At 60.9% G+C, this 22,878-nt stretch carries 21 protein-coding genes; 5 read left to right on the forward strand and 16 right to left on the reverse strand.

The genetic code is table 11. The annotated features are described in order from the left end of the window. Positions 1–12 precede the first annotated feature (12 nt). A complete protein-coding gene (locus RYZ20_RS03995; protein ID WP_317670587.1) occupies positions 13–543 on the reverse strand; it encodes a helix-turn-helix transcriptional regulator in 531 nt (176 codons plus the stop codon). A gap of 199 nt (positions 544–742) precedes the next feature. Between RYZ20_RS03995 and RYZ20_RS04000 the strand changes: the two genes are divergently transcribed. The 5 genes from RYZ20_RS04000 to RYZ20_RS04020 all read left to right on the forward strand — a co-directional run bounded on the left by RYZ20_RS04000 (position 743) and on the right by RYZ20_RS04020 (position 7,533). Further along, a complete protein-coding gene (locus tag RYZ20_RS04000; protein WP_317670589.1) occupies positions 743–1,297 on the forward strand; it encodes a hypothetical protein in 555 nt (184 codons plus the stop codon). A 164-nt stretch (positions 1,298–1,461) separates the two neighbouring features. Further along, positions 1,462–3,987: an ATP-binding response regulator gene (locus RYZ20_RS04005; RefSeq protein WP_317670591.1), complete on the forward strand. Its 2,526-nt coding sequence runs from the start codon at positions 1,462–1,464 to the stop codon at positions 3,985–3,987. A gap of 103 nt (positions 3,988–4,090) precedes the next feature. Beyond that, positions 4,091–4,747: a potassium channel family protein gene (locus RYZ20_RS04010; RefSeq protein WP_317670593.1), complete on the forward strand. Its 657-nt coding sequence runs from the start codon at positions 4,091–4,093 to the stop codon at positions 4,745–4,747. Positions 4,748–4,750: 3 nt separating this feature from the next. Then, on the forward strand, positions 4,751–6,085 hold the full coding sequence (locus RYZ20_RS04015; RefSeq protein ID WP_317670595.1) for a TrkH family potassium uptake protein: 1,335 nt from the start codon (positions 4,751–4,753) through the stop codon (positions 6,083–6,085). An 8-nt stretch (positions 6,086–6,093) separates the two neighbouring features. Continuing rightward, positions 6,094–7,533, forward strand: coding sequence for a TrkH family potassium uptake protein (locus RYZ20_RS04020; RefSeq protein ID WP_317670598.1), 1,440 nt, complete (start codon positions 6,094–6,096; stop codon positions 7,531–7,533). 35 nt (positions 7,534–7,568) lie between these two features. Here RYZ20_RS04020 and RYZ20_RS04025 read toward each other — a convergent pair whose 3' ends face one another. From RYZ20_RS04025 to nuoF, 15 genes are all read right to left on the reverse strand, one after another. Beyond that, positions 7,569–9,194: a ribonuclease J gene (locus RYZ20_RS04025; protein ID WP_317671338.1), complete on the reverse strand. Its 1,626-nt coding sequence runs from the start codon at positions 9,192–9,194 to the stop codon at positions 7,569–7,571. 47 nt (positions 9,195–9,241) lie between these two features. After that, positions 9,242–10,018 carry a type III pantothenate kinase gene (locus RYZ20_RS04030; protein WP_317670600.1) on the reverse strand — a complete coding sequence of 259 codons (777 nt, stop codon included), beginning with the start codon at positions 10,016–10,018 and terminating at the stop codon, positions 9,242–9,244. A gap of 12 nt (positions 10,019–10,030) precedes the next feature. Continuing rightward, a complete protein-coding gene (locus tag RYZ20_RS04035) occupies positions 10,031–10,792 on the reverse strand; it encodes a biotin--[acetyl-CoA-carboxylase] ligase (protein WP_317670602.1) in 762 nt (253 codons plus the stop codon). Next, positions 10,782–12,221: an NADH-quinone oxidoreductase subunit NuoN gene (gene nuoN, locus RYZ20_RS04040; protein WP_317670603.1), complete on the reverse strand. Its 1,440-nt coding sequence runs from the start codon at positions 12,219–12,221 to the stop codon at positions 10,782–10,784. The genes RYZ20_RS04035 and nuoN overlap by 11 nt, the downstream gene beginning before the upstream one ends. Positions 12,222–12,235: 14 nt before the next feature. Then, positions 12,236–13,774 carry an NADH-quinone oxidoreductase subunit M gene (locus RYZ20_RS04045; protein WP_317670605.1) on the reverse strand — a complete coding sequence of 513 codons (1,539 nt, stop codon included), beginning with the start codon at positions 13,772–13,774 and terminating at the stop codon, positions 12,236–12,238. Beyond that, the gene (gene nuoL, locus RYZ20_RS04050) at positions 13,774–15,831 is read right to left on the reverse strand and encodes an NADH-quinone oxidoreductase subunit L (RefSeq protein ID WP_317670607.1); all 2,058 of its coding nucleotides are present in this window, start codon (positions 15,829–15,831) and stop codon (positions 13,774–13,776) included. The genes RYZ20_RS04045 and nuoL overlap by 1 nt, the downstream gene beginning before the upstream one ends. Before the next feature lie 6 nt (positions 15,832–15,837). After that, on the reverse strand, positions 15,838–16,143 hold the full coding sequence (gene nuoK, locus RYZ20_RS04055) for an NADH-quinone oxidoreductase subunit NuoK (RefSeq protein ID WP_317670609.1): 306 nt from the start codon (positions 16,141–16,143) through the stop codon (positions 15,838–15,840). 58 nt (positions 16,144–16,201) lie between these two features. Beyond that, positions 16,202–16,810 carry an NADH-quinone oxidoreductase subunit J gene (locus RYZ20_RS04060; protein ID WP_317670611.1) on the reverse strand — a complete coding sequence of 203 codons (609 nt, stop codon included), beginning with the start codon at positions 16,808–16,810 and terminating at the stop codon, positions 16,202–16,204. Next, positions 16,807–17,238: a carboxymuconolactone decarboxylase family protein gene (locus RYZ20_RS04065; protein ID WP_317670613.1), complete on the reverse strand. Its 432-nt coding sequence runs from the start codon at positions 17,236–17,238 to the stop codon at positions 16,807–16,809. The genes RYZ20_RS04060 and RYZ20_RS04065 overlap by 4 nt, the downstream gene beginning before the upstream one ends. A 3-nt stretch (positions 17,239–17,241) precedes the next feature. After that, entirely contained in the window at positions 17,242–17,733 is a 492-nt protein-coding gene (gene nuoI / locus RYZ20_RS04070) for an NADH-quinone oxidoreductase subunit NuoI (protein WP_317670615.1), read from the reverse strand. Positions 17,734–17,736: 3 nt separating this feature from the next. Further along, positions 17,737–18,774 (reverse strand): NADH-quinone oxidoreductase subunit NuoH, encoded by a 1,038-nt coding sequence (gene nuoH / locus RYZ20_RS04075; RefSeq protein WP_317670617.1) that lies wholly within the window; start codon positions 18,772–18,774, stop codon positions 17,737–17,739. A gap of 24 nt (positions 18,775–18,798) precedes the next feature. Further along, positions 18,799–19,221, reverse strand: coding sequence for a hypothetical protein (locus tag RYZ20_RS04080; protein ID WP_317670619.1), 423 nt, complete (start codon positions 19,219–19,221; stop codon positions 18,799–18,801). A 9-nt stretch (positions 19,222–19,230) separates the two neighbouring features. Beyond that, positions 19,231–21,228 (reverse strand): NADH-quinone oxidoreductase subunit NuoG, encoded by a 1,998-nt coding sequence (gene nuoG / locus RYZ20_RS04085; RefSeq protein ID WP_317670621.1) that lies wholly within the window; start codon positions 21,226–21,228, stop codon positions 19,231–19,233. 61 nt (positions 21,229–21,289) lie between these two features. Next, positions 21,290–21,577 carry a hypothetical protein gene (locus RYZ20_RS04090; protein WP_317670623.1) on the reverse strand — a complete coding sequence of 96 codons (288 nt, stop codon included), beginning with the start codon at positions 21,575–21,577 and terminating at the stop codon, positions 21,290–21,292. A 5-nt stretch (positions 21,578–21,582) separates the two neighbouring features. Next, positions 21,583–22,878, reverse strand: a complete 1,296-nt coding sequence (nuoF, locus tag RYZ20_RS04095) for an NADH-quinone oxidoreductase subunit NuoF (protein WP_317670625.1) — start codon at positions 22,876–22,878, stop codon at positions 21,583–21,585.

Below are 22,878 nucleotides of genomic sequence, written 5' to 3' on the forward strand. Positions count from 1 at the left end.
AAGGCGCGCCAGCTACGCCTCGTCGAGCGCGTTTTCGTCGGTCGCGCCGTCCAGAAACTCGTCCATGAACACGCTCATCAACTCGTTACGCGAAGAGACCCCGATCTTGCGAAACACTGCTGTCGTCTGGTTCTTGATCGTCCCGAGCGACACCCCGCGCGCCATCGCAATATCGGCAGTGGACATGCCCTTGAGGATATAGATGGTGATGTCACGCTCGGCGCCCGTCAGCGCCCAATCCTCGAAACGCTGGTGGATCACCTTGTCGAAACTGCCGCGCAAAAGGGTGATCGTGTCCTCCTGACTTTGCGCGCGCTCCGCCATCAACTGCCGGAACATCCAGACCGAATAGATGCCATAGCCAAGGCCAAGCACGACGACAAACTCGAAAATCACATGGACAAGCTGCGAGTTTGTATAGGTTTTCCCGGTGGTTGCATGTTCATAGATGTCGACACTGACATCCCAGACAAAAAAGGCGGCGCACACGATCATGAGTGCAGTGCCGATGCGCGAAGCGGGGTTTTTGAGAACTGTTTTCATGACCAAAGTCATACATCGTATTCAAATAGAAATATATATGACTCAGGTCATATTACGGAGCGCACATCTGGTCATATGACCAAGGTTACATTTATTCCGTCCCATTTTCTTCACATCCTCTCGTCAATGCCGGTCCGAAAACTCTTCCCGACAGCAACCGGACGGCATCGAAACCATGTAACATAACGAGGATGAACCCATGAAACTCAAGCTTTTCACAACCGCCGCTTTCTTTGCCCTTTCGTCGGGCGCAATGGCCGCCGACGCGGTTGACGCCAAGATTCAGGAGCTGTTCAGCCAGGGCTACACCCATTTCCAGGTGAAGCGGGGCGCGACCTCCAGCAAGATCGAAGCCTATAGCTCCACGCAGCCCAAACTCGAGATGCGCCTGTCGTCTTCGTCGGGTGCCGTGCTGAGCCAGTCGATCGAGCGTGACAACGACACCGATCACTCGGGCGATATTGCGCGGATTTCGGCAACTGCAGGTTCATACTCCGATCACGAGAACGACGACGGCCATGACGGCTATGACGACGACAATCGCGGCACGACCGGGACCTCGGTTTCAGGCTCCGACGACGGTTACGGTTGGGACGACAACGGCTCTGACAACGACGACGATCACGGTAGTTCCGATAACGACAGCAACAACGACGACCACGGTGGCTCCAACAACGATGGCGGCAACGACGATCACGGTGGTTCAGATGACGATGGCGGCAACGACGACCACGATGGCAATGACGACGACTGATCTGCCAGATCATCGACATCCAAAGAGGGGCTGCGGCCCCTCTTTTTTTACCTAAGATCAACAAATTTCGCGTTATCTGAATAGCCAGCTTGCATACCAAGGGCGAGGTGATGCACCATATGCTCGCCCCCACTATCAAACGGAATTGGTGCGAAAAAACAGATATGAAGGCGCTGCTTTCGATATTCAGGCACCGCAAAACCGCACCGGCCGAGCCATTGCGTGACGGCTTTGCCGTGTCCCGCCTCTACCGGTTGCGCCGGACCGTGCGGCTGCACCCTTTCCGGTTCTTGTTGTTCTTCTTTCCGGTCATTCTGGGCTGGACGATTGCCATGTCCTATGGCGCTGCCTTCAACGGATCGAACCATTTTGCGGTGCAATACACGCCGCATATCGCCTTTTTCACCATCACCATCGGCATAATCATCTACCCGACACGCCTGTTCTGGATACCGACACTGGTGTTCCTGTCCATGCTCGTTGTGCCGATTGCCCTGCCCTTCGCGCAAAACGACGCCTGGTTCACCCTACTCGTAGAAGCACCTCAGGTTGTGGCGGTGTTTTTTCTGGCGAACGGTGTTGCGGGCGTTCTGAACGGGCTTCTGGCCGATTTCGCCTATAAGAAGGCCCGATTCCGTATGACGCCCTATCGTGCCGACCTGCTTTTGGCCTTTGCCGCGCAAGGCGCGTTCCTGATCCTCAATCTTGTGATGCTGGGGATGCTGGCAAGCTATATGGCCACCCTGTCTCCCGACATCCAGAAACTTCTTGGTTTCGACGCGAATTTCATCGACCTCTCGCTCAAGCGTATCCTGCGCGGGTGCACCGTTATTCTGGTCTTTCTTCTGGCCTTTCTGAACCAGCCCGCGCGCAAGGATCTGTCCTATATCGCGCCGGTGGTTCTGATATTCCTGATCGTGTCGATCCTTCATGCAAACGGGTTCGGCGGCTATGCCAGTGTCGATGCGGCAGTTGTCGCGCTGATCCTCAGCCTGATCATCCCCGGGCCGATCGCGCCGCTGGCGCTGACCGTGGGCGTGGCCACATATGCCGCCGTAACGGGGAATTTCCTGAAGGACATTGTGCCGGCAACGCCGCAAGACAGGTATCTCGAATATTACTCGATCTTGCTGTTGCTGTTTCTGGGTGGGGTGCTGGCCTATCGCGGATATGTCGCACATCGGGAAAGCACCAGCCAGCTAAGTATCCTGCGCCTTGATGCCGCCCGCGATTTCGCCGATGTCGGCCTGTTCGTGGTGAACCAGAACAAGGCGATCATCCAGCTGGACCGCACCGCGATGCGGGTCCTGGGAACGCGCGAGAGCTTTATCACCGTGCCCGAGGCATTCGACAAAATCGCTCCCGAAGGGCATTCCCTGCTCAAAACTCTTGGTGTGATCGAGCCGGGGCAATCCGAGAACCTTGTCCTGCGGATCATCCGCCGTCCCGGAGACGAGCGGATGGCGCGTATGTTTGTCTGGGGCGAGCGGGCGGAAAGCGGGGCCAAGCTCGCCTACGGTCTGCTGCTTGATATAACGCGCCAGCATAACCAGCAGACCGCGCTGCGCGAGGCGCTTGAGGATCTGGAACAAAAGGACGAGAAGCAGCGGCGCATGTTCTCCATCGTATCGCATGAAATCAGGACGCCCGCCTCGGTCATGGCAATGCTGATCGACGAGCTGTCGCCCGAGACCGTTCAGGAAATCCTGCCGAAGATGCGCGAGGCATCGGGGCAATTGCTCGAGGTGCTCTCGGACATGCGCCAGGCGGTGAACCCCGATCAGAACCTTGCTGTGCGCCTTGTGCCCTATGCGCCCGCCGATCTGGCCGAAACCCTGCGCAACACCTATCAGGCACAGGCCGAGCGGCACCGGATGCAGATCGTCGTGACGCTTGGGGCGGGGGCGGCACAGCACCGGATGGGCGATCAGGCGCGGCTCAAGCAATTGCTGGGCAACCTCCTGCGGAACTCGCTGATCCATTCGCATGGACGCTTTGTCGAGATCGGCTTCGAAGAGCGGCTGGATGACGAGGGGCGCATGTGGAGCCACTGGAGCGTGCGCGATGACGGCATGGGCATCCCACCCGATCAGGTCGAGCGCCTGTTCCAACCCTTCGAGCGCGGCAGCAAAGACCCGCGCACGCAGGCCGATGGCAGCGGGCTGGGGCTATACATCGCGAAAACCGCGGTCGAGCTTCTGGGCGGGACAATCGAATATATAGATACCGGACGCGGGGCCTGCTATACGCTGGCGGTTCCCGAAGAGCATACCGCCGCTCTGGCAGCCCCTGAACTGACCGAACAGATCAACGCCGATCATCTCGATCTGGATGTGCTCCTGGTCGAGGACAACGCGCTGGTCGCAGATGTGATGAAATCGCTTCTGGGAAAGCGTTTTGCCTCCGTCTCGCTGGCGCGGTCGGGGATCGAGGCGCTTGATATTGTGGCTGATGTGCCCCCCGATGTACTGATAACAGACCTGTTCATGCCCGAGATGGAGGGTGACCTTCTGGTGCGCACGCTGCGAGAGCGCGGCTTCGATTTCCCGATGATCGGCCTGACGGCGGCAACCGTGGGCGATGACATGGAGCGCTTCCATCGCGCAGGCGCCGATCTGGTTCTATCAAAGCCGTTGGATATCAAGGCGCTGATCGCCTTTCTTACGCAGCCTCCCCACCACCGGAGTTAGACGCCGGCCCCCCATAGGCTAGCCTGTCCAATTCTCCGCGCTTGAATTTTTCTCCGGTTTCGGGTTCTGATGCGCGCGCGTTTTTGTGCTGAAAGGTTAACTCATGAAACCCCGTTCCTTCGTTGTCATCGGTCTTGGGACATTTGGCAGCACGGTCGCGGGCGAGCTGGCCCGCTTTGGAAACCCCGTTCTGGGCATCGACACCGATGAAAAGAACGTCACCCGTCTGGCGGACACGCTGACCGAGGCGATCATCGCGGACGGCAAGGACGAGGCCGCGCTGCGCGAGGCGGGGGTGGCCAATTACGATGTGGCGGTGGTTGCGATCGGCGAGGATATTGAGGCAAACATCCTGTGCCTGATGAATATCCGCCTGCTTGGCGTCGAGACGATCTGGGCGAAAGCGATGACCCGCACGCATCACCGCATCCTGAGCAAACTCGGCGCGGACCGGGTGATCCTGCCCGAGCAAGAGGTCGGCCAGCATATCGCGCAGATGCTCCACAACCCGCTGGTGCGCGACTACGTCAGCCTTGGCAACGGCTATCACGTCGTCGATTTCACCGTGCCCGCAAGCCTTGCAGGTATTCAGGCCAATGATCCCGCAATCCTGACGCGCTATGATCTGCGCTCGCTTGGCGTGATGCGCGGGACCGATTTCCGGGGCTTCGTCGCCATGCAAGAGGGCGACAAGCTCTTGCTGCTTGGCAAGCGCGGCGACCTGCGGCGGTTCGGAGATTCGCTTCGGACCGGTGCCTGAGCGATGGCTTTCCACGCGGTCAAGCGGCGCAAAGCCCACCTGCCCCCGCCCCTTATTCTGGTCCTGCTTTACGCGGGTTTCATTCTGCTCGGCGCGATGGCGCTCAAGCTGCCGACTGCGACGACAGGGCCGATTTCGTGGTCGGATGCGCTGTTCACTTCGACCTCTGCCGTCACCGTAACGGGGCTGGCGGTAGTTGACACAGGCAGCGGTTTTACCCTTTTCGGGCAAGCGGTTATCACCGTTCTCATCCAGCTTGGCGGGCTTGGGCTGATGACCTTTGCGGTGCTCATCCTGACGATGCTTGGCGTGCCGCTTGGATTTTCGCACCGGCTATATCTGCGCGAAGACCTGAACCAGACCTCGGCCACCGATCTGTTTTACCTGACCAAGATGATCTTGCGCGTCGTGCTGCTGTGCGAACTGGTCGGCGCCGCCTTTCTGGCCTTCGTCTTTGTGCCCGAGTTCGGGATGAAAGCGGGGCTGTGGCAGGCACTCTTTCACGCGGTTTCGGCCTTTAACAACGCGGGATTTGCGCTGTTTCCCGACAGCCTGAGCCGATGGGTCGGCAATCCGGTCATCAACATCGTCGTGCCGCTTTTGTTCATTTTCGGCGGGCTTGGGTTTACCGTCGCCGCCGACATCTGGCAGCAGCGCGAATGGCGGCGGTTTTCGCTCCATACCAAGCTGATGCTGGTCGGCACGGGCGCTTTGCTGCTCTGGTCGACGCTTGCGTTTGCGCTGATGGAGTGGACGAACCCCGCGACGCTTGGCGCGCTTGAATGGCCCGCACGGATGTGGGCGAGCTGGTTTCAGGCGGCCTCGACACGCACGGCGGGCTTCAACACGGTCGACATTGGCGGGTTGCGCGACAGCACGTCGTTGATGTTCATCACGCTGATGGTGATCGGCGCGGGGTCGACCTCGACCGGCGGCGGGATCAAAGTCACGACCTTCATCATCCTGATCCTTGCGACAGTCGCATTTTTCCGCCGCCGCGAAACAATCGACATCTTCGGGCGCAGCATCGGCACGGGGCAGATCCTTAAGGTTCTGGCACTGGCGATGATCTCTATACTCCTGATTTTCATTGCGCTTTTCGGGATGCTGTTGCTGCATGAGGGCGAATTCCTTGACCTTGCCTTCGAAACCGCCTCGGCTTTCGGCACGGTCGGCCTGTCGCGCGGCATCACATCGGACTTTGACACGGGCGGCCGTATCCTGATTATGGCGATTATGTTTGCAGGGCGCGTCGGCCCTCTGACCATCGGCTTTCTGTTGGCGTCCAAAACGCCACGGCGGATTTCCTACCCTGCGGGAACCGTCTATCTGGGATGAGGTAGAACTTGAGCTTTGTCATCTTCGTCAATGGACTGACGCTGTTGTTTTTTGCCGCTTTGATGGTGGTGGATGCAGCGTTTTTCCATGCCACGGCGGGCGTATTTATGCTGGCGGCGATGCTGGTCGGGCTGGCTGGAACGGCGCTTTGCCTTGTCTCCTCGGCTGATCTGAAGGGGATGCAGCGGCTCCACACCTTCCTGATGACCTCCTCGGTCTGGATGTCGGCGGCGCTGGCGGGCGCGGTGCCGCTGGCGCTATGGCAGTTGTCACCAACGGACGCATTTTTCGAGGCGATGTCTGGCATCACCACCACCGGCTCCACCGTGATGAGCGGCCTCGACCAGACGCCGCGCGGGATCATCATGTGGCGCGCGATGTTGCAGGCGGTCGGCGGTGTGGGCTTTATCGTCACCGCGATTGCGCTTTTGCCGATCCTCAAGGTCGGGGGGATGCAGCTTTTTCGCACCGAAAGCTCGGACAAGGGCGACAAGGAACTGCGCTCGGCTGCCCTTTTCGCCACGGCAACACTGCAAATCTACGCGGGCCTGATCGTGCTTTGCGCGATTGTCTATCTGGCGGGCGGGATGAACCTGTTCGACGCGATTACGCACGCGATGACCACGCTCTCGACGGGCGGCTATTCGGGCTATGACGCCTCGTTCGGGCATTTCCAAAGCCCGTTCCTGCAATGGTCCGCAACACTGTTCATGCTGCTCGGGGGGCTGCCGTTTGCGTGGTATATCCGCGGGGTTTATCGTGGCTCTTTTGCCTCGGAACAGGTCCGCATGATGCTTTGGAGCCTTGCGGGGGTGATTTCGGTTCTTACGCTCTGGATGGTGTTCACGCGCGACGTCGGGCTGTTCGACGCGCTCCGCATGGTTTCGTTCAACGTGATTTCGGTCGTAACCACAACAGGTTACGCAACCGAGGACTACACGCTTTGGGGCACCTTGGCAGTCGTTGCCTTCTTCTTCCTGATGGCAGTCGGGGGCTGCACGGGGTCCACCGCAGGCGGAGCCAAGGCGATGCGCTGGCTGATCTTCTTTCGCCTCGCGCGGGCGCAAATCTCGCGCGTCTATTCGCCCAACCGTGTTGTGTCTGTCAAATACGAAGGGCGTCGCGTCGATGAAGACGTCGCCAGCGGTGTGGTCTCGTTCTTTATCTTCTACGCCGCCACGTTTGCCGCCCTTTCGATCGCATTGACGCTGATGGGGGTGGATATGACGACTGCGACCAGCGCGGCGTTAACCTCGCTGGCGAATGTCGGCCCGGGCATTGGTGACATCATCGGACCGGCGGGTAATTTCGCGACGCTCAGCGATCCGGCGAAACTTTTGCTGATTTTGGGGATGTTCCTTGGACGGCTGGAAATGCTGACTGTCTTCGTGCTGTTCACGCCGCGTTTCTGGCGCGAGGTGTCTGAACTCGGACCGGCCCGAGGCTAAAGCAAAGGCCCGCCACTGGCGGGCCTTGCATCAGATCACGCTGGCATCAGCCGCGAGACAACGACCGTCACCTCGGGTTTCTTGCCAACCTCTTCCATCGTGACCTGACGGGCGATGCGGCGGATCGCGTCGTCCATCTTGTCATCGTTGGACAGGATCTTGTCGGGCGCGCGCTCCAGAAACTCGGACAGCTCGTCCTCGATCTGATCCGCGACCGGCAGGCCACGCTTGCCAACCTCGGGCAGGCCCATCAGCTCGACCCAGGCCTCGCCCAGGGGCTGATCGTCCTCGTCGATGATCACGGTGATCAGCACATGCCCGTTCAGCGCCATACGGATACGGTCGCGCACAACCCCGTCCATCGAGCCGATAAGCACCGAGCCATCCAGATAGGTGCGCCCCGTTTCGATATATTCGACCACCTTCGGCCATTCGCCCGACAGGTCCAGCATCGTGCCATTGGTCGCAACTTCCGAGGCCAGCCCCTTCGATTGCGCCAGCTTCATATGCTCGCGCAGATGGCGGTGCTCGCCATGCATCGGAATGACGATCTGCGGTTTCAACAGGTCATGCACAGCCTCGATGTCGGGGCGGTTCGCGTGGCCCGACACATGGTAAAGCCCGCCGTGGTCGTCGATCACCTCGACGCCCATCTCGGAGAACGCGTTCATGATGCGGATCACGCCGCGTTCGTTACCGGGGATGGTTTTCGACGAGAACAGGAAGCTGTCGCCCTCTTTCATCTGGAGGCCCAGATATTTGCCACGGCTGAGTGCCGCCGAGGCCGCCCGCCGCTCGCCCTGCGAGCCGGTGACGATCAGCATCATCTTGTTGCGCGGCAGATCGACCGCATCCTCGGGGCTGACAACGCCCGGAAAGCCGGTCAGGACGCCGGTTTCCTCGGCCGCCGAGACCATCCGGCGCATCGCGCGCCCCAGAAGGCAGATATGCCGCCCCGCCGCTTTGCCCGCCTCGGCCAGCGTTTTCAGGCGCGCCACGTTCGAGGCAAAGGTCGTCGCGACGATCATCCCCTCTTGCTGGCGGATCAGTTCGGTCAGCGGGCCGACCAGCGTCGCCTCGGAACGGCCGGGCTGCGGCGAAAAGATGTTGGTGGAATCGCAGGTCAGAACCTTGACCCCCTCCCCCTCGTTCGCGATCTCGTGCCAAAGCTCGGGGTTGAACGCCTCGCCCACGACGGGGTTGCCGTCGAGTTTGAAGTCGCCCGTATGCACAACGCGGCCCGCGGGCGTGTCGATCACCAGCCCCGAGCTTTCGGGGATCGAGTGCGACACCGGCACGAATTGCACCTTGAAGGGACCAACCTCGATCGTATGCGGGCGCGGCTCGACGATGGTGATCTCGTCGCCCGAAATCCCCGCCTCTTCCAGCTTAAGCTGCCCGATCCGGCCCGTGAACTTGCGCGCATAGATCGGCTTGCGCAGCTTCGGCCAGTAATGCGCCAGCGCGCCGATGTGGTCTTCGTGTGCGTGGGTGATGAAAATCGCCTCGACCCGGTCGGCGTTTTGTTCCAGCCACGCCAGATCGGCCATGATCAGATCGACCCCCGGAGAGCCGTCCATATCCGGGAAAGTCACGCCCAGATCGACCACGATCAGCCGCTCTTTGCCTTCGGGGCCATACCCGTAAACATAGGTATTCATGCCGATTTCGCCGGCCCCGCCGAGCGGAAGATAGATCAGCCTGTCGCTCACGCCTCTAGCCCCTTATTGTAATCATGGATCAATTTCAGCCCGTGCATGGTAAGATCGTAGTCGACACTGTCAAACAGATCGAAGCCCTGGCTGAACAATTCGGCCAGCCCGCCGGTCGCGATCACCTTCATCGGGCGGTCACGTTCCATGCGGATCTGGCGCACGATGCCTTCGACCAGGCCGATATAGCCCCAAAAGACGCCCGACTGGATACAGGCGACGGTGTTGGTGCCGATGGCCTTTTCGGGCATGGTCACGTCGACATGAGGCAGCGCCGCCGCCGAGGCGTGCAACGCCTCAAGCGAAAGGTTCACACCGGGCGCGATCACGCCCCCGATATAGGCGCCGTCCGTATCGACCACGTCAAAGGTTGTGGCCGTTCCGAAATCGACCACGATAATATCGCCGCCGTAACGGTCGAACCCCGCAACGGTATTCACCAGACGGTCCGGCCCGACCGTGGTGCCAAAATCGACACGGGGGGAGACGGGCAGCTTGCACTCGGGCTTGCCCACCACGCGCGGGCGGCAATCGAAATAGCGGTTCGAGAGGACGCGCAGGTTGAACACCACGCGCGGCACCGTCGAGGAAATAATCACCTCCGAGATCGTCGCCTTGATGCCCTTCAGGGTCATCAGCGTCGAGAGCCAGACGAAATACTCGTCCGCCGTGCGCTTGTGGTTGGTCTCGATCCGCCAGGTCGACAGGAACTCCTTGCCGTCCCAGATCGAAAAGACCGTATTCGTGTTGCCGCAGTCGATGCAGAGAAGCATCCGCCCCTCCCCTTAGAAAAAGATGTCAGCCGCCGCGATTGCGCGCGGGCCGGCGGGTGTGACAAGGATCATATTGCCGCTCTCGTCGATGGTCTCGAAGCGGCCTTCGACGGTTTCGCGCGTCATCCTTGCGGTGACGGTTTCGCCCAAGCGCGCGGCGCGCGCAAGCCATGCGGTGCGGATCGGCGCAAAGCCATAGGTTTCGAACTGCGCCTGATATTTCGCAAACGCCCGCGCGAGATAGGGCAGGAAATCGGCTGCGGCAATCTCGACGCCGGTTTCGCCGCGCAGGCTAACGGGGGCCATCGCGCCTGCCTCGACCTCGGCCGAGGACGGAGCTTCCGCCAGATTGACGCCCACGCCAATCGCCAGATGGTCGATCTTGCCGTTCACCCCAAGGCTTTCGAGCAAAATCCCCGCGATCTTGCCGCCGTTCAGAAGCACGTCATTGGGCCACTTGATCGACAGCCGCGCGTGCGGACCTGCGACCGAAGCCAGCGCCTCTTCCAGCGCCAGCGCGGCGACAAAGGAATAGAGCGCCGCGCGTTCCGGCCCATGTGCCGGATGCAGCACCAGCGTAGCCGAGAAATTCCCCTTGGGGTTCTTCCATTCCCGCCCGCGCCGCCCACGCGCCGCAGTTTGCTCAAGCGCCAGAATCCATGCTGGCCCCGCAAGCTGCGGGGCCAGTCTGGCCGCTTCCATCATGGTGGAGTCGGTGACCTCGAGGATGTGGCGCGCCACACCCTCGGGCCAGTCATTTGCCTTAGTTGACAAGCGCCGCTGCCGCCGCCTGAGCCGCCCCTTCAAGACCGAAGAGGTTGAGCGCGCCAAAGACCATCACGAACGCAGACGCGATCAGAAGCCCCCATTGAACCGCCGGCATACGGGTTTCGACGCCCGCGCCCTCTTCGCCGAAATACATGAAAAAGACGATGCGCAGGTAGTAGAAGGCACCGATCACCGAAGCCACAACGCCAAGCGCCACGATCCAGACGTAGCCCGCCGAAAGCGCCGCATTCAGCACAGCGAATTTGGCAAAGAAGCCCAGCATCGGCGGCACACCGGCGAGCGAGAACATCAGCACCAGCATCGCCAGCGCCTTGAGCGGCTCTTTTTTCGAATACATGTTCAGCGCCGAGATGTCGGTCACCGGCTGGCCGTCACGCTCCATCGAGAGGATGAAGGCAAAGGCGCCGATATTCATCGCAACATAGATCGCCATATACAGAAGCGTCGCTTCGACACCCTGCGCCGTGCCAGCCGTCAGGCCGAGCAGCGCAAAGCCCATATGCGCGATCGAGGAATAGGCCATCAGGCGCTTGATGTTGCGCTGACCGATTGCAGCAATCGCGCCGACGAACATCGAGGCCAGAGCCAGAGCACCGATCACCTGCCCCCATTCGCCCGGCACCTGACCGAAGGCATCAAAGGCAAGACGCGCGATCAAAGCCATCGCAGCCGCTTTCGGCGCGGTCGCGAAGAAGGCGGTGACGGGCGTCGGAGACCCTTCGTAAACGTCGGGCGTCCACATGTGGAACGGAACCGCCGAGACCTTGAACGCCAGACCGACCAGCATGAACACCAGACCGAAGAGCACGCCAACCGGCAGGTGCCCACCTTCGACAACGGTGATGATGTCGGCAAAGCGCGTGGTGCCCGCAAAGCCGTAGACCAGCGAGGCGCCATAAAGCAGCATCCCCGACGACAGCGAGCCGAGCACAAAATACTTCAGGCCTGCTTCCGACGAACGCGCAGAGTCGCGGCGCATTGCGGCAACCACATAAAGCGCAAGCGATTGCAGCTCCAGCCCCATGTAAAGCGACATCAGATCGCCCGCCGAGACCATCATCATCATGCCGATGACCGACAGGGTGATCAGGATCGGGTATTCGAAGCGCAGCATGTCGCGACGGTTCAGGTAATCCGCGCTCATCGCAAGCACAGCGGCTGCCGACAGAAGCACCGTCACCTTGGCAAAGCGCGAGAACGCGTCGCTGATGAACAGGCCGTCAAAGGCCTGGGCGTCGCCGCCCGCGCCAAGCCCGACCCATGCGCCAAACAGCACCAGCACCGCAACCGTGGCCCAAAGCACAGCACCGGCGACCTTGTCCTTGCCCATGTAGACCGCGCCCAGAAGCGCGCCCATCGCGAAGATCGCCAGCAGGAACTCGGGCAGAACGGTGGAGAAATCAGCGGAAGTCATCTTAGGTTTCTCCCTCAGTGAGCAGCTTGTGCCAGTTCGGTGACCGGCAGGCTTGCATGATAGTTTTCAACAAGTGCCGTGACCGACGGCCCGATGATGTCAGTGACGAGGCTCGGGTAGATACCCAGAAGCAGCGTCATCACGACGAGCGGCGCAAAGATTGCCTTTTCGCGGCCCGACATATCGGTGATCGTTTTCAGGCTTTCCTTGATCAGGTCGCCAAAGACCACGCGGCGATAGAGCCACAGCGCATAGGCCGCCGAGAAGATCACGCCCGAGGTCGCAACAGCCGCCACCCAGGTATTCGTCTGGAAAATACCCATCAGCGTCAGGAATTCACCGATGAACCCGCTGGTGCCCGGAAGGCCCACGTTCGCCATCGTGAAGAACATGAAGATCAGCGCATAGGCCGGCATACGGGCGACAAGGCCGCCGTAGGCGTCGATCTCGCGGGTGTGCATCCGGTCGTAGATCACGCCAACGCAGAGGAACAGCGCGCCCGAGATGAAGCCGTGGCTCAGCATCTGGAAGATCGCTCCGTCAACGCCTTGCTGGTTCACCGCGAAAATCCCCATCGTCACATAGCCCATGTGGGCAACCGACGAATAGGCGATCAGCTTTTTCATGTCGTCCTGCACCAGTGCGACCAGCGAGGTATAGACAATCGCGATGGCCGAGATCCACAGCACGAAATTCGACATCACGTCCGAGCCCACCGGGAACATCGGCAGCGAGAAGCGCAGGAAGCCGTATCCACCCATCTTGAGCAGCACAGCCGCCAGAACAACCGAACCGGCGGTTGGCGCCTGAACGTGTGCGTCGGGCAGCCAGGTGTGGACCGGCCACATCGGCATCTTCACCGCGAAAGAGGCAAAGAAGGCCAGGAACAGCAGCGTCTGCATCCCTCCCACGACCTGAATGCCGAGGATCGAGAAACTGTCGGTCGCGAACTCGTGCTGGAGCAGCGTCACCATATCGGTGGTGCCCGCGTCGATATACATCGCGATCATCGCCACCAGCATCAGCACCGAGCCGAGGAAGGTGTAGAGGAAGAACTTGAAGGCCGCGTAGATGCGGTTCTGACCACCCCAGATACCGATGATCAGGAACATCGGGATCAGGCCAGCTTCGAAGAACATATAGAACAGCACCAGATCAAGCGCGGTAAACACGCCGATCATCAGCCCTTCCAGCACGAGGAAGGCGATCATGTATTCCTTCACGCGCTTGGTCACGCCCCAGCACGCCGCGATCGTCAGCGGCATCAGGAACGTGGTCAGCATCACGAAGAGAACCGAAATCCCGTCCACACCCATCTTATAGTGCAGGCCCATGATCCACGCGCGGTCTTCGACGAACTGGAAGCCCGTGTTCGAGGCGTCAAAGTTCACCAGAACGATCAGCGAGATCAGGAAGGTGACGACGGTCGTCACCAGCGCAAGCCATTTCGCGTTGCGATCCGCTGCCTCACCGCTGCCGCGCTGGAGAAGTGCCAGCACCGCTGCCACCACCAGGGGAAGGAATGTGATGATGGAAAGAAGACTGTTTTCCATTAGTTCGACCCCCCGGTCAGGACGACCCAGAACATGAGCGCAACGATGCCGATGACCATCGCGAAAGCGTAGTGGAAGAGATAACCGGACTGGATCCGGCCAGCGAAGCGGGTCAGCCGCGGGATAACCCCGAGCGCGACCCCGTTAATGGCGCCATCAATGGTATCTTCGTCGCCGCGTTTCCAAAGGAACCGGCCAATGGCCTTGGCGGGCTTGACGAAGATCGCGTCATACAGCTCGTCGAAATACCATTTGTTCAGCAGGAACTGGTAAAGCGCGGGTTGGGCCGCGGCCAGACGGCCGGGCAGCGACGGGCTCTTGATGTAGAACAGCCACGCGGTCGCAAAACCGATGATCATCGCGATGAAGGGCGAGACCTTGACCCAGGCGGGGGCATGGTGCGCGTCGTCCATCACGGTGTTCGAAGCGGCCATGTAGATCGCGCCCGAGGACATCTCGGTGCCAGCGGCGGCGTGTTCGCCCTCTGCCGGAGCGGCGTGTTCGCCTTCCGCTGCCTGCGCCTCATGAGCGGGCATATGGAAGAACTCGGTCACTTTGTGGTGGTCGCCGAAGAACGAGCCATACCACAGCATCCCCGAGAAGATCGCGCCAAGCGCCAGAACGCCAAGCGGCAGCGTCATGACCAGCGGGCTTTCGTGGGCATGTTCATGCGCATGATGGTCGCCACGCTCTTTGCCGTAGAAGGTCATGAAAATCAGGCGCCACGAGTAGAACGAGGTGAACAGCGCCGCGATGACCAGCATCCAGAAGGCGTAGCCGCCAGCGGTGCCCGCATAGGCGCTTTCAATGATCGCGTCTTTCGACAGGAAGCCCGCAAAGCCGATCGAGGTAAGCGGGATACCAACGCCGGTAATCGCGAAGGTGCCGATCATCATCGCCCAGAAGGTCAGCGGGATCTTCTTACGCAGGTTGCCGTAGTTGCGCATGTCCTGCTCGTGGTGCATCGCGTGGATGACCGAGCCAGCGCCAAGGAACAGCATCGCCTTGAAGAAAGCGTGCGTCAGCAGGTGGAACATCGCCGCCGAGTAGACGCCAACGCCCGCCGCCACGAACATGTAGCCAAGCTGCGAACAGGTCGAATAGGCGATGACGCGCTTGATGTCGTTCTGCACAAGGCCCACGGTCGCGGCAAAGAACGCGGTGGTGGCACCAAGGAAGGTGATGAACATCTTGGCGTCGCCCGCATATTCGTAAAGCGGCGACATGCGGCAAACGAGGAACACACCCGCGGTCACCATGGTTGCCGCGTGGATCAGCGCCGACACAGGCGTCGGGCCTTCCATCGCGTCCGGCAGCCAGGTGTGCAGGATCAGCTGCGCCGATTTACCCATCGCGCCGATGAACAGCAGCACACCGATCAGGTTGGCCGCGTTCCAGTCGCGCCACAGGAAATGCAGGTTGGTTTCGGCCAGATGCGGCACGTTCGCGAAGACCGCGTCCATGTCGATCGAGTCGGTCAGCAGGAACAGCGCGAAGATGCCAAGTGCGAAGCCGAAGTCGCCAACACGGTTGACGATGAACGCTTTCATCGCGGCCGCGTTTGCCGAGGGCTTCTTATAGTAGAATCCGATCAGCAGGTAGGACGCGACGCCCACGCCTTCCCAGCCGAAGAACATCTGCACAAGGTTATCGGCAGTGACCAGCATCAGCATGGCGAAGGTAAAGAACGACAGATAGGCGAAGAAGCGCGCCTTGTAGTTCTCGTGGTGGCCCCAGTTGTCGTCATGGGCCATGTAGCCCATCGAATAGAGGTGCACGAGCGCCGACACCGTCGTCACCACGATCAGCATGATCGAGGTCAGGCGGTCCAGACGGATCGACCACGAGGTATCAAGCGAGCCCGACTGCACCCAGTCAAGAATATGGATGTGCTGCGTCACGCCGTCAAAGGACAGGAACACCATCCACGACAGCGCGCAAGACAGGAAAAGAAGCGCGGTGGTCAGAACCTGCGCGCCTTTCTCGGTGATGAAGCGCCAGCCGAAGCCTGCGATCAGCGCGCCAACAAGCGGCGCGAAGAGGATGATCTTTTCCATCGGCTCTTAACCTTTCATCACGTTGACGTCTTCGACGTCGATGGTGCCGCGGTTGCGGAAGAACACCACGAGGATCGCAAGGCCAATCGCCGCCTCGGCGGCCGCCACTGTGAGGATCAGCATGGTAAACACCTGCCCCACCAAGTCGCCCATGTAGGACGAGAAGGCCACCATGTTGATGTTGACCGACAGCAGGATAAGCTCGATCGACATCAGGATGACGATCACGTTCTTGCGGTTCACGAAGATCCCGAAAATGCCGGTGACGAACAAGGCCGCCGCCACCCCAAGGTAATGTTCAAGTCCGATCATCGTTGTCCCTCCGGGTTCCAATCCCGTATCGTTTGCGTCGTTCTGTTCTTGCGGTTCATCACAGCCCCTGCCCCGGTTTCACATCGACCATTTCCATGGCCTTGGCCGGATCACGGTGCATCTGGGCGATCACGTTCTGGCGCTTCACATCCTTGCGGTGGCGCAGCGTCAGCACGATCGCGCCGATCATCGCGACCAGCAGGATCAGACCGGCGGTCTGGAAGAGATAGAGATATTTGTCATACATGATGAGGCCGAGCGCTGCGGTGTTCTCCAGCCCGTCCACGATGGGCGCCTGATGCAGACCGCCCGCCCCTTCGGCCGAGTGCCAGTCACCAAAGGCCGCGCCCAGTTGCAGCAGCATCACCACGCCGATCAGCAGACCAAGCGGCGCGTATTGCGCCAACTGGCCCTTCAGCTCGGTGAAATCGACGTCGAGCATCATCACCACAAAAAGGAAAAGCACCGCGACCGCGCCCACATAGACGATGATCAACAGCATCGCCACGAATTCCGCCCCCAGAAGGACAAACAGCCCCGAAGAGGACAGGAAGGCGAGGATCAGCCACAGAACCGAGTGGACCGGGTTCTTCGACACGACCACCATCAAGCCGGCAACCACCGCAAGGGTGGCAAAGAGGTAGAAGGCAAAAGCAAACACCGTCATGCGTTATCTCCCGGGTTCTCGGACCCTGAATCTTGCGTTTCGTCAAAGACGCCTTGCGCAATATCAAGCGCGCGCGTCATGGCGGGAACCCCGCCGAACATGCTCATCTGGAAAATCGCTTCTGCGATCTCCCGCTTGGTTGCGCCCGCCTCAAGCGCGTTGCGAATGGCCAGCCGCAGTTGCGGATCGCCCTGCACGCCCGAAGCCACCATCCCCGCGATCGACACCAGAAAGCGCGTGCGCGCATCCAGCCCATCGCGGTTGAAGGTCCGCCCGAAGAACATCTCGAGCATGTCTTTCGGCATGATCGGGATCATCTTTTCCAGGGCGGCGGCGTTGAAACTTTCCAAAGCCGGGTTGATCGCGCGGGCCATCTCCTGGCTCTGCGCGATCATCGTTTGAAAGAGTTTCGTGAAATCCTGGGTCATGGTTTACCGGTAAGGTGCGTCCAGTTCGATATTCTTGGCGATCTCGGCCTCCCAGCGGGCCCCGTTCTCAAGCAGCTTTTCTTTCGTGTAGAACAGCTCTTCGCGGGTCTCGGTGGCATATTCGAAATTCGGGCCTTCGACGATCGCATCGACCGGGCACGCCTCTTGGCAGAAGCCGCAATAGATGCATTTCGTCATGTCGATGTCATAGCGCGTGGTGCGGCGCGACCCATCCGCGCGGGGTTCCGCGTCGATGGTGATCGCCTGCGCGGGGCAGATTGCCTCGCACAGTTTACACGCGATGCAGCGCTCTTCCCCGTTGGGATAGCGGCGCAGCGCATGTTCGCCACGGAAGCGGGGCGACAGCGGGCCTTTTTCGTGCGGATAGTTCAGCGTGGGCTTCGGCGCAAAGAAATAGCGCATGCCAAGCGCAAAGCCTTTGATGAAGTCCACCAGCAGGAAATATTTCGCTGCGCGTGCGTAATCGAACGCCATGGATCAGCCTCCAATCATCCAGCGGGCCCAGAAGCCGCCGAGAATTTCGAATTTCGCGAGGAACGAGACGATGACCACCCAGGCCAGCGACAGCGGCAGGAAGACCTTCCAGCCGATACGCATCAGTTGGTCATAGCGGTAGCGCGGCACAATCGCCTTCACCATCGCGAACATGAAGAACATGACCCACATCTTGCCGACCATCCACAGCACACCATCGGGGATGCCGGGGATGGGCGAGAGCCAGCCGCCGAAGAACAGCACCGACATCAGCGCGCACATCAGGAAGATCGCGATGTATTCGCCAGCCATGAACAGCAGGTACGGGGTCGAGGAATATTCAACCATGAAGCCCGCAACGAGTTCGGATTCCGCTTCGGGAAGGTCGAAGGGCGGGCGGTTGGTCTCGGCCAAGGCCGAGATGAAGAACAGCGCCACCATCGGCAGGTGCGGCAGCCAGTACCAGTTGAACAGGCCGACGTTGCCGCGCTGTGCCTCGACAATCGCGGTCAGGTTCATCGAGCCGGTGGAGATAATCACACCGACGATGATCAGGCCGATCGAGACCTCATACGAGATCATTTGTGCCGCCGAACGCAGCGAGCCAAGGAACGGGTATTTCGAGTTCGACGCCCAGCCACCCATGATCACGCCGTAAACCTCGAGCGAGGAAACCGCGAAGACGAACAGGATCGCCACGTTGATGTCCGAGAGCACCCAGCCGTCGTTGAAGGGCACAACCGCCCAAGCCACGATAGCCAGCGTCATCGAGAGCATCGGCGCCAGGAAGAACACGAACTTATCCGCGCCCGCCGGAACGACGATCTCTTTGAGGACGTATTTCAGCGCATCCGCAACCGATTGCAGAATACCGAACGCGCCCACGACGTTGGGGCCTTTACGCATCTGGACAGCCGCCCAGATCTTACGGTCGCCATAAACGAGGAACAGCAGCGAAATCATCACGAATGCGATGATCCCCAGACCTTGCACAAGGATCAGGAGCGCCGTGCCCAGTGGTGTTGCCAGAAACTCAGCCATGTTGTCCCTCAGACCGCCTTTGTCTCAAATCGTTGGTATGCCACGGTCGGCGCAGTCATCGACGGTCACTTCGGCGTCGATGGTGCGCAGGCCGCGCGGCAAAGCGGGCGAGACGGTATAAACCGCATCCGCCCGCCAGGTTTCTCCGTCATGATCGACATTCGTGCGGATATGCCGCGCGAAGCCGTAGCCGCGGATCAGCGCATATTGCGCCGCCGCGCAGGCAGCATAGGCTGCCACGTCGTCTTCCCTCTCGCCCGCGCCTTCAAGGGTGACACGCAGATTGACCAGATCGAGGTCGATCAGACGCGTCTCCACCCCGCGATAGACGGGCTTCGCCAGTGCCTCATTCGCGGATGCACGCCCCGCCGCCTCGCCGGAACCGGCAAGGGCGAGACCGGCCAAGGTGGCCAGTGCAAGCGCGTTATGATGGGCTTTGGCGAACATCGGGTTGTCTTACTCCGCTGCCATCGCGCCGGTTGCGCGGGCCTTGGCTGCGGCCGAAAGCTCGGCCATCAGCACGGATGCGCGTGCAATCGGGTTGGTGAGATAGAAGTCCTTGACTGCCGAGCGGAAGGTCGCAGCCCCCATGTCGCGCTTGGCAACCGGGGTCCATTCGTTGACGACAACTTCGTCCACACGGGCCAGATGCGGCACCGCCTCGACCATCGCCTGACGCAGGCCGGCAAGCGAGTTCCAGCCCTGCGTCGCACCCAGTTCAGCCGAAAGCGCACGCAAGATCGCCCAGTTCTCTTTCGCCTCACCCGGCGCAAAGGCCGCGCGGAAGGCCAGCTGCGGGCGGCCCTCGGTGTTGACGAACAGACCGTTCTCTTCGGTGTAGGCCGCCGCCGGAAGGATCACGTCAGCGCGGTTTGCACCACGATCCCCATGCGAGCCTTGGTAGATCACGAAGGGGCCACCCTCGGAGGCGGGCGCGATTTCCACCTCGTCCGCACCAAGGTTGTAGATCACTTCGACACCGTTCACGGCGGCATTCAGCCCGCCTTCGGTGACAGCGCCCACATCCATTGCGCCAACGCGGCCAGCAGCCGTGTGCAGCACCAGCATACGCCCCGAAAGCGCCATCGCGTGGGCCAGAACGGCCTCGCCATCGGCCTCGGAGATCGCCGCCTGCCCCACGATCACCAGCGCGCCCTCGGCGGCAGAGGCTTTCGAAAGCGCCGCACGGTCGGTGCCCAGATGTTCATAATCGTAGGTCAGATCAGCCGCCTCACCGATCAGCTTGATCGGCGTGCCACGGTTCCAGACCTTGCGGATACGCGCGTTCAGCACCGGCGCCTCGTTGCGCGGGTTGGTGCCGATCAGGATAATTTCCGAAGCGGTTTCAATGTCTTCGATCGAGGCATTGCCGACATAGGCCGAGCGGTTGCCAACCGGCAGACGCGCGCCATCGGTGCGACATTCGACCGTGCCACCCAGACCTTCGACCAGCAACTTCAACGAGAAGGCCGCTTCGGTCGAGGCCAGATCGCCGACCAGCCCCAGAACCTTCTTGCCCTTCATCGCCTCGGCGGCTTTGGTCAGGGCTTCGGCCCAAGTTGCCGGACGCAGCTTGCCGTTTTCGCGCACATAGGGGCGGTCAAGGCGCTGACGACGCAGGCCATCCCACACAAAGCGCGACTTATCGGAAATCCACTCTTCGTTCACGCCGTCATGGTTGCGCGGAACGATGCGTTTGACTTCGCGGCCCTTGGTGTCGACGCGGATGTTCGAGCCAAGCGCGTCCATCACGTCGATGGTTTCGGTCTTGGTCAGTTCCCACGGACGGGCGGTAAAGGCGTAGGGCTTCGAGGTCAGCGCGCCAACCGGGCACAGATCAATGATATTGCCCTGCATGTTGCTGTCGAGTGTGAGGTTCAGATAGCTCGCGATCTCGCTATCCTCGCCGCGGCCCGTCTGACCCATCTGGGTGATGCCCGCAACCTCCGAGGTGAAGCGCACGCAACGGGTGCACGAAATGCAGCGCGTCATCGTGGTTGCGACCAGCGGCCCGAGGTTCAGGTCGGTCGAGGCGCGCTTCGGCTCGCGGTAGCGCGAGAAATCGACGCCATACGCCATCGCCTGGTCTTGCAGGTCGCACTCGCCGCCCTGATCGCAGATCGGGCAATCAAGCGGGTGGTTGATCAGCATGAATTCCATCACGCCTTCGCGGGCCTTCTTGACCATCGGCGAGTTGGTTTTCACCACCGGCGGCTGGCCTTCCGGCCCCGGACGGAGGTCTTTGACCTGCATCGCGCAAGAGGCGGCGGGCTTGGGCGGGCCACCGACGACCTCGACCAGACACATCCGGCAGTTGCCCGCAATCGACAGGCGCTCGTGATAGCAGAAGCGCGGCACCTCGATGCCTGCCTGCTCACAGGCCTGGATCAGCGTGAGGTTGGGATCAACCTCCACTTCGTGCCCGTCGATAATCAGTTTTCTGAGGTCTGCCATGTCACAATCCGTCAGTTAGCGTTTCCGCGCAAAGCGCAGTCGGTCATTTGGGTCGAGAGGCTCATGCGCAGCCCCCCGTGAAAATCCAGGCGGCTGCCTGAAAGTTGTCTTCGGGGCCGGAGGCCACACCGGCCCCGCGACAATAGGCGTTCGCTGCGCGCTTGGCCTCGGCGCCATCGGCATAGCCAAACGGCGTTGCCAGTCGCGTCACAACCAGACCACCCTGCCCGGCCACAACCCCGTAACCCTCCGGCGCATGCCGGGGGCCGATCGAGGCCGTGGTGTCGCCCGGCATCGCACAGGCGGCGAGCGCCAGCGTGCCAAGCGTCATGGGAAGGGCTGCCTGCATCCGTTTCACTCCGCCGCCATCGCGCCCATACGGCCTGTCTTTTTGGCCTTGATGCGGTCTTCGATCTCTTCGCGGTAGTGGCGGATCAGACCCTGGATCGGCCAGGCTGCCGCGTCACCCAGAGCACAGATCGTGTGACCTTCGACCTGCTTGGTCACGTCGAACAGCATGTCGATCTCTTCGACCTCGGCCTCGCCGGTAACCAGACGCTCCATCACACGCATCATCCAGCCGGTGCCTTCGCGGCACGGCGTGCACTGGCCGCAGCTTTCGTGTTTGAAGAACTTGGACAGACGCCAGATCGCCTTGATGATGTCGGTCTGCTGATCCATCACGATCATGCAGGCGGTGCCGAACGAGGACTTCAGCTCGCGCATGCCGTCATAGTCCATGATCGCTTCTTCGCACAGATGCGCGGGCAGGACGGGGCACGATGCGCCGCCCGGGATCACGGCCTTGAGGTTTTTCCAGCCACCGCGAACACCGCCACCGTGCTTTTCGATGAGTTCCTTCATCGAGATCGACATCGACTCTTCGATAACGCAGGGCGTGTTGATGTGGCCCGACATCGCGAACAGCTTGACGCCGGTGTTGTTCGGGCGCCCGAAGGAGGCATACCACTCCGCGCCACGGCGCAGGATGGTCGGCACCACGGCAATGGATTCGACGTTGTTCACCGTGGTCGGGCAGCCGTAAAGGCCAGCACCCGCCGGGAACGGCGGCTTCATCCGCGGCATCCCCTTCTTGCCCTCAAGGCTTTCGATCAGCGCGGTTTCTTCGCCACAGATATAGGCGCCGGCGCCATGCGCCAGATAGACGTTGAAATCGACGCCCGACTTGCAGGCATTCTTGCCGATCAGGCCAGCTTCGTAGCATTCGTCGATCGCGGCCTGCAGCGCCTCTTTCTCGCGCACATATTCGCCGCGCATGTAGATATAGGCAGCATTCGCGCCCATCGCGAAACCGGCAATCAGCGCGCCTTCGATCAGCGTGTGCGGATCGTGACGCATGATCTCGCGGTCTTTACAGGTCGCGGGCTCGGATTCGTCGGCGTTGATGACAAGGTAATGCGGACGGCCATCCGATTGCTTCGGCATGAAGGACCATTTCAGACCGGTCGGGAAGCCCGCGCCGCCACGGCCACGCAGACCCGAGGCCTTGATCTGGTCGATGATCCAGTCGCGTCCGTTGCCGAGGATGCCAGCCGTGCCGTCCCAGTGACCGCGCTTCTTCGCACCGGCCAGCGAACGGTCATACATCCCGTAAAGGTTGGTAAAGATCCGGTCCTGATCTTTCAGCAT

The organism is Pseudothioclava alba, assembly GCF_033100795.1.
Classification (GTDB): domain Bacteria; phylum Pseudomonadota; class Alphaproteobacteria; order Rhodobacterales; family Rhodobacteraceae; genus Pseudothioclava.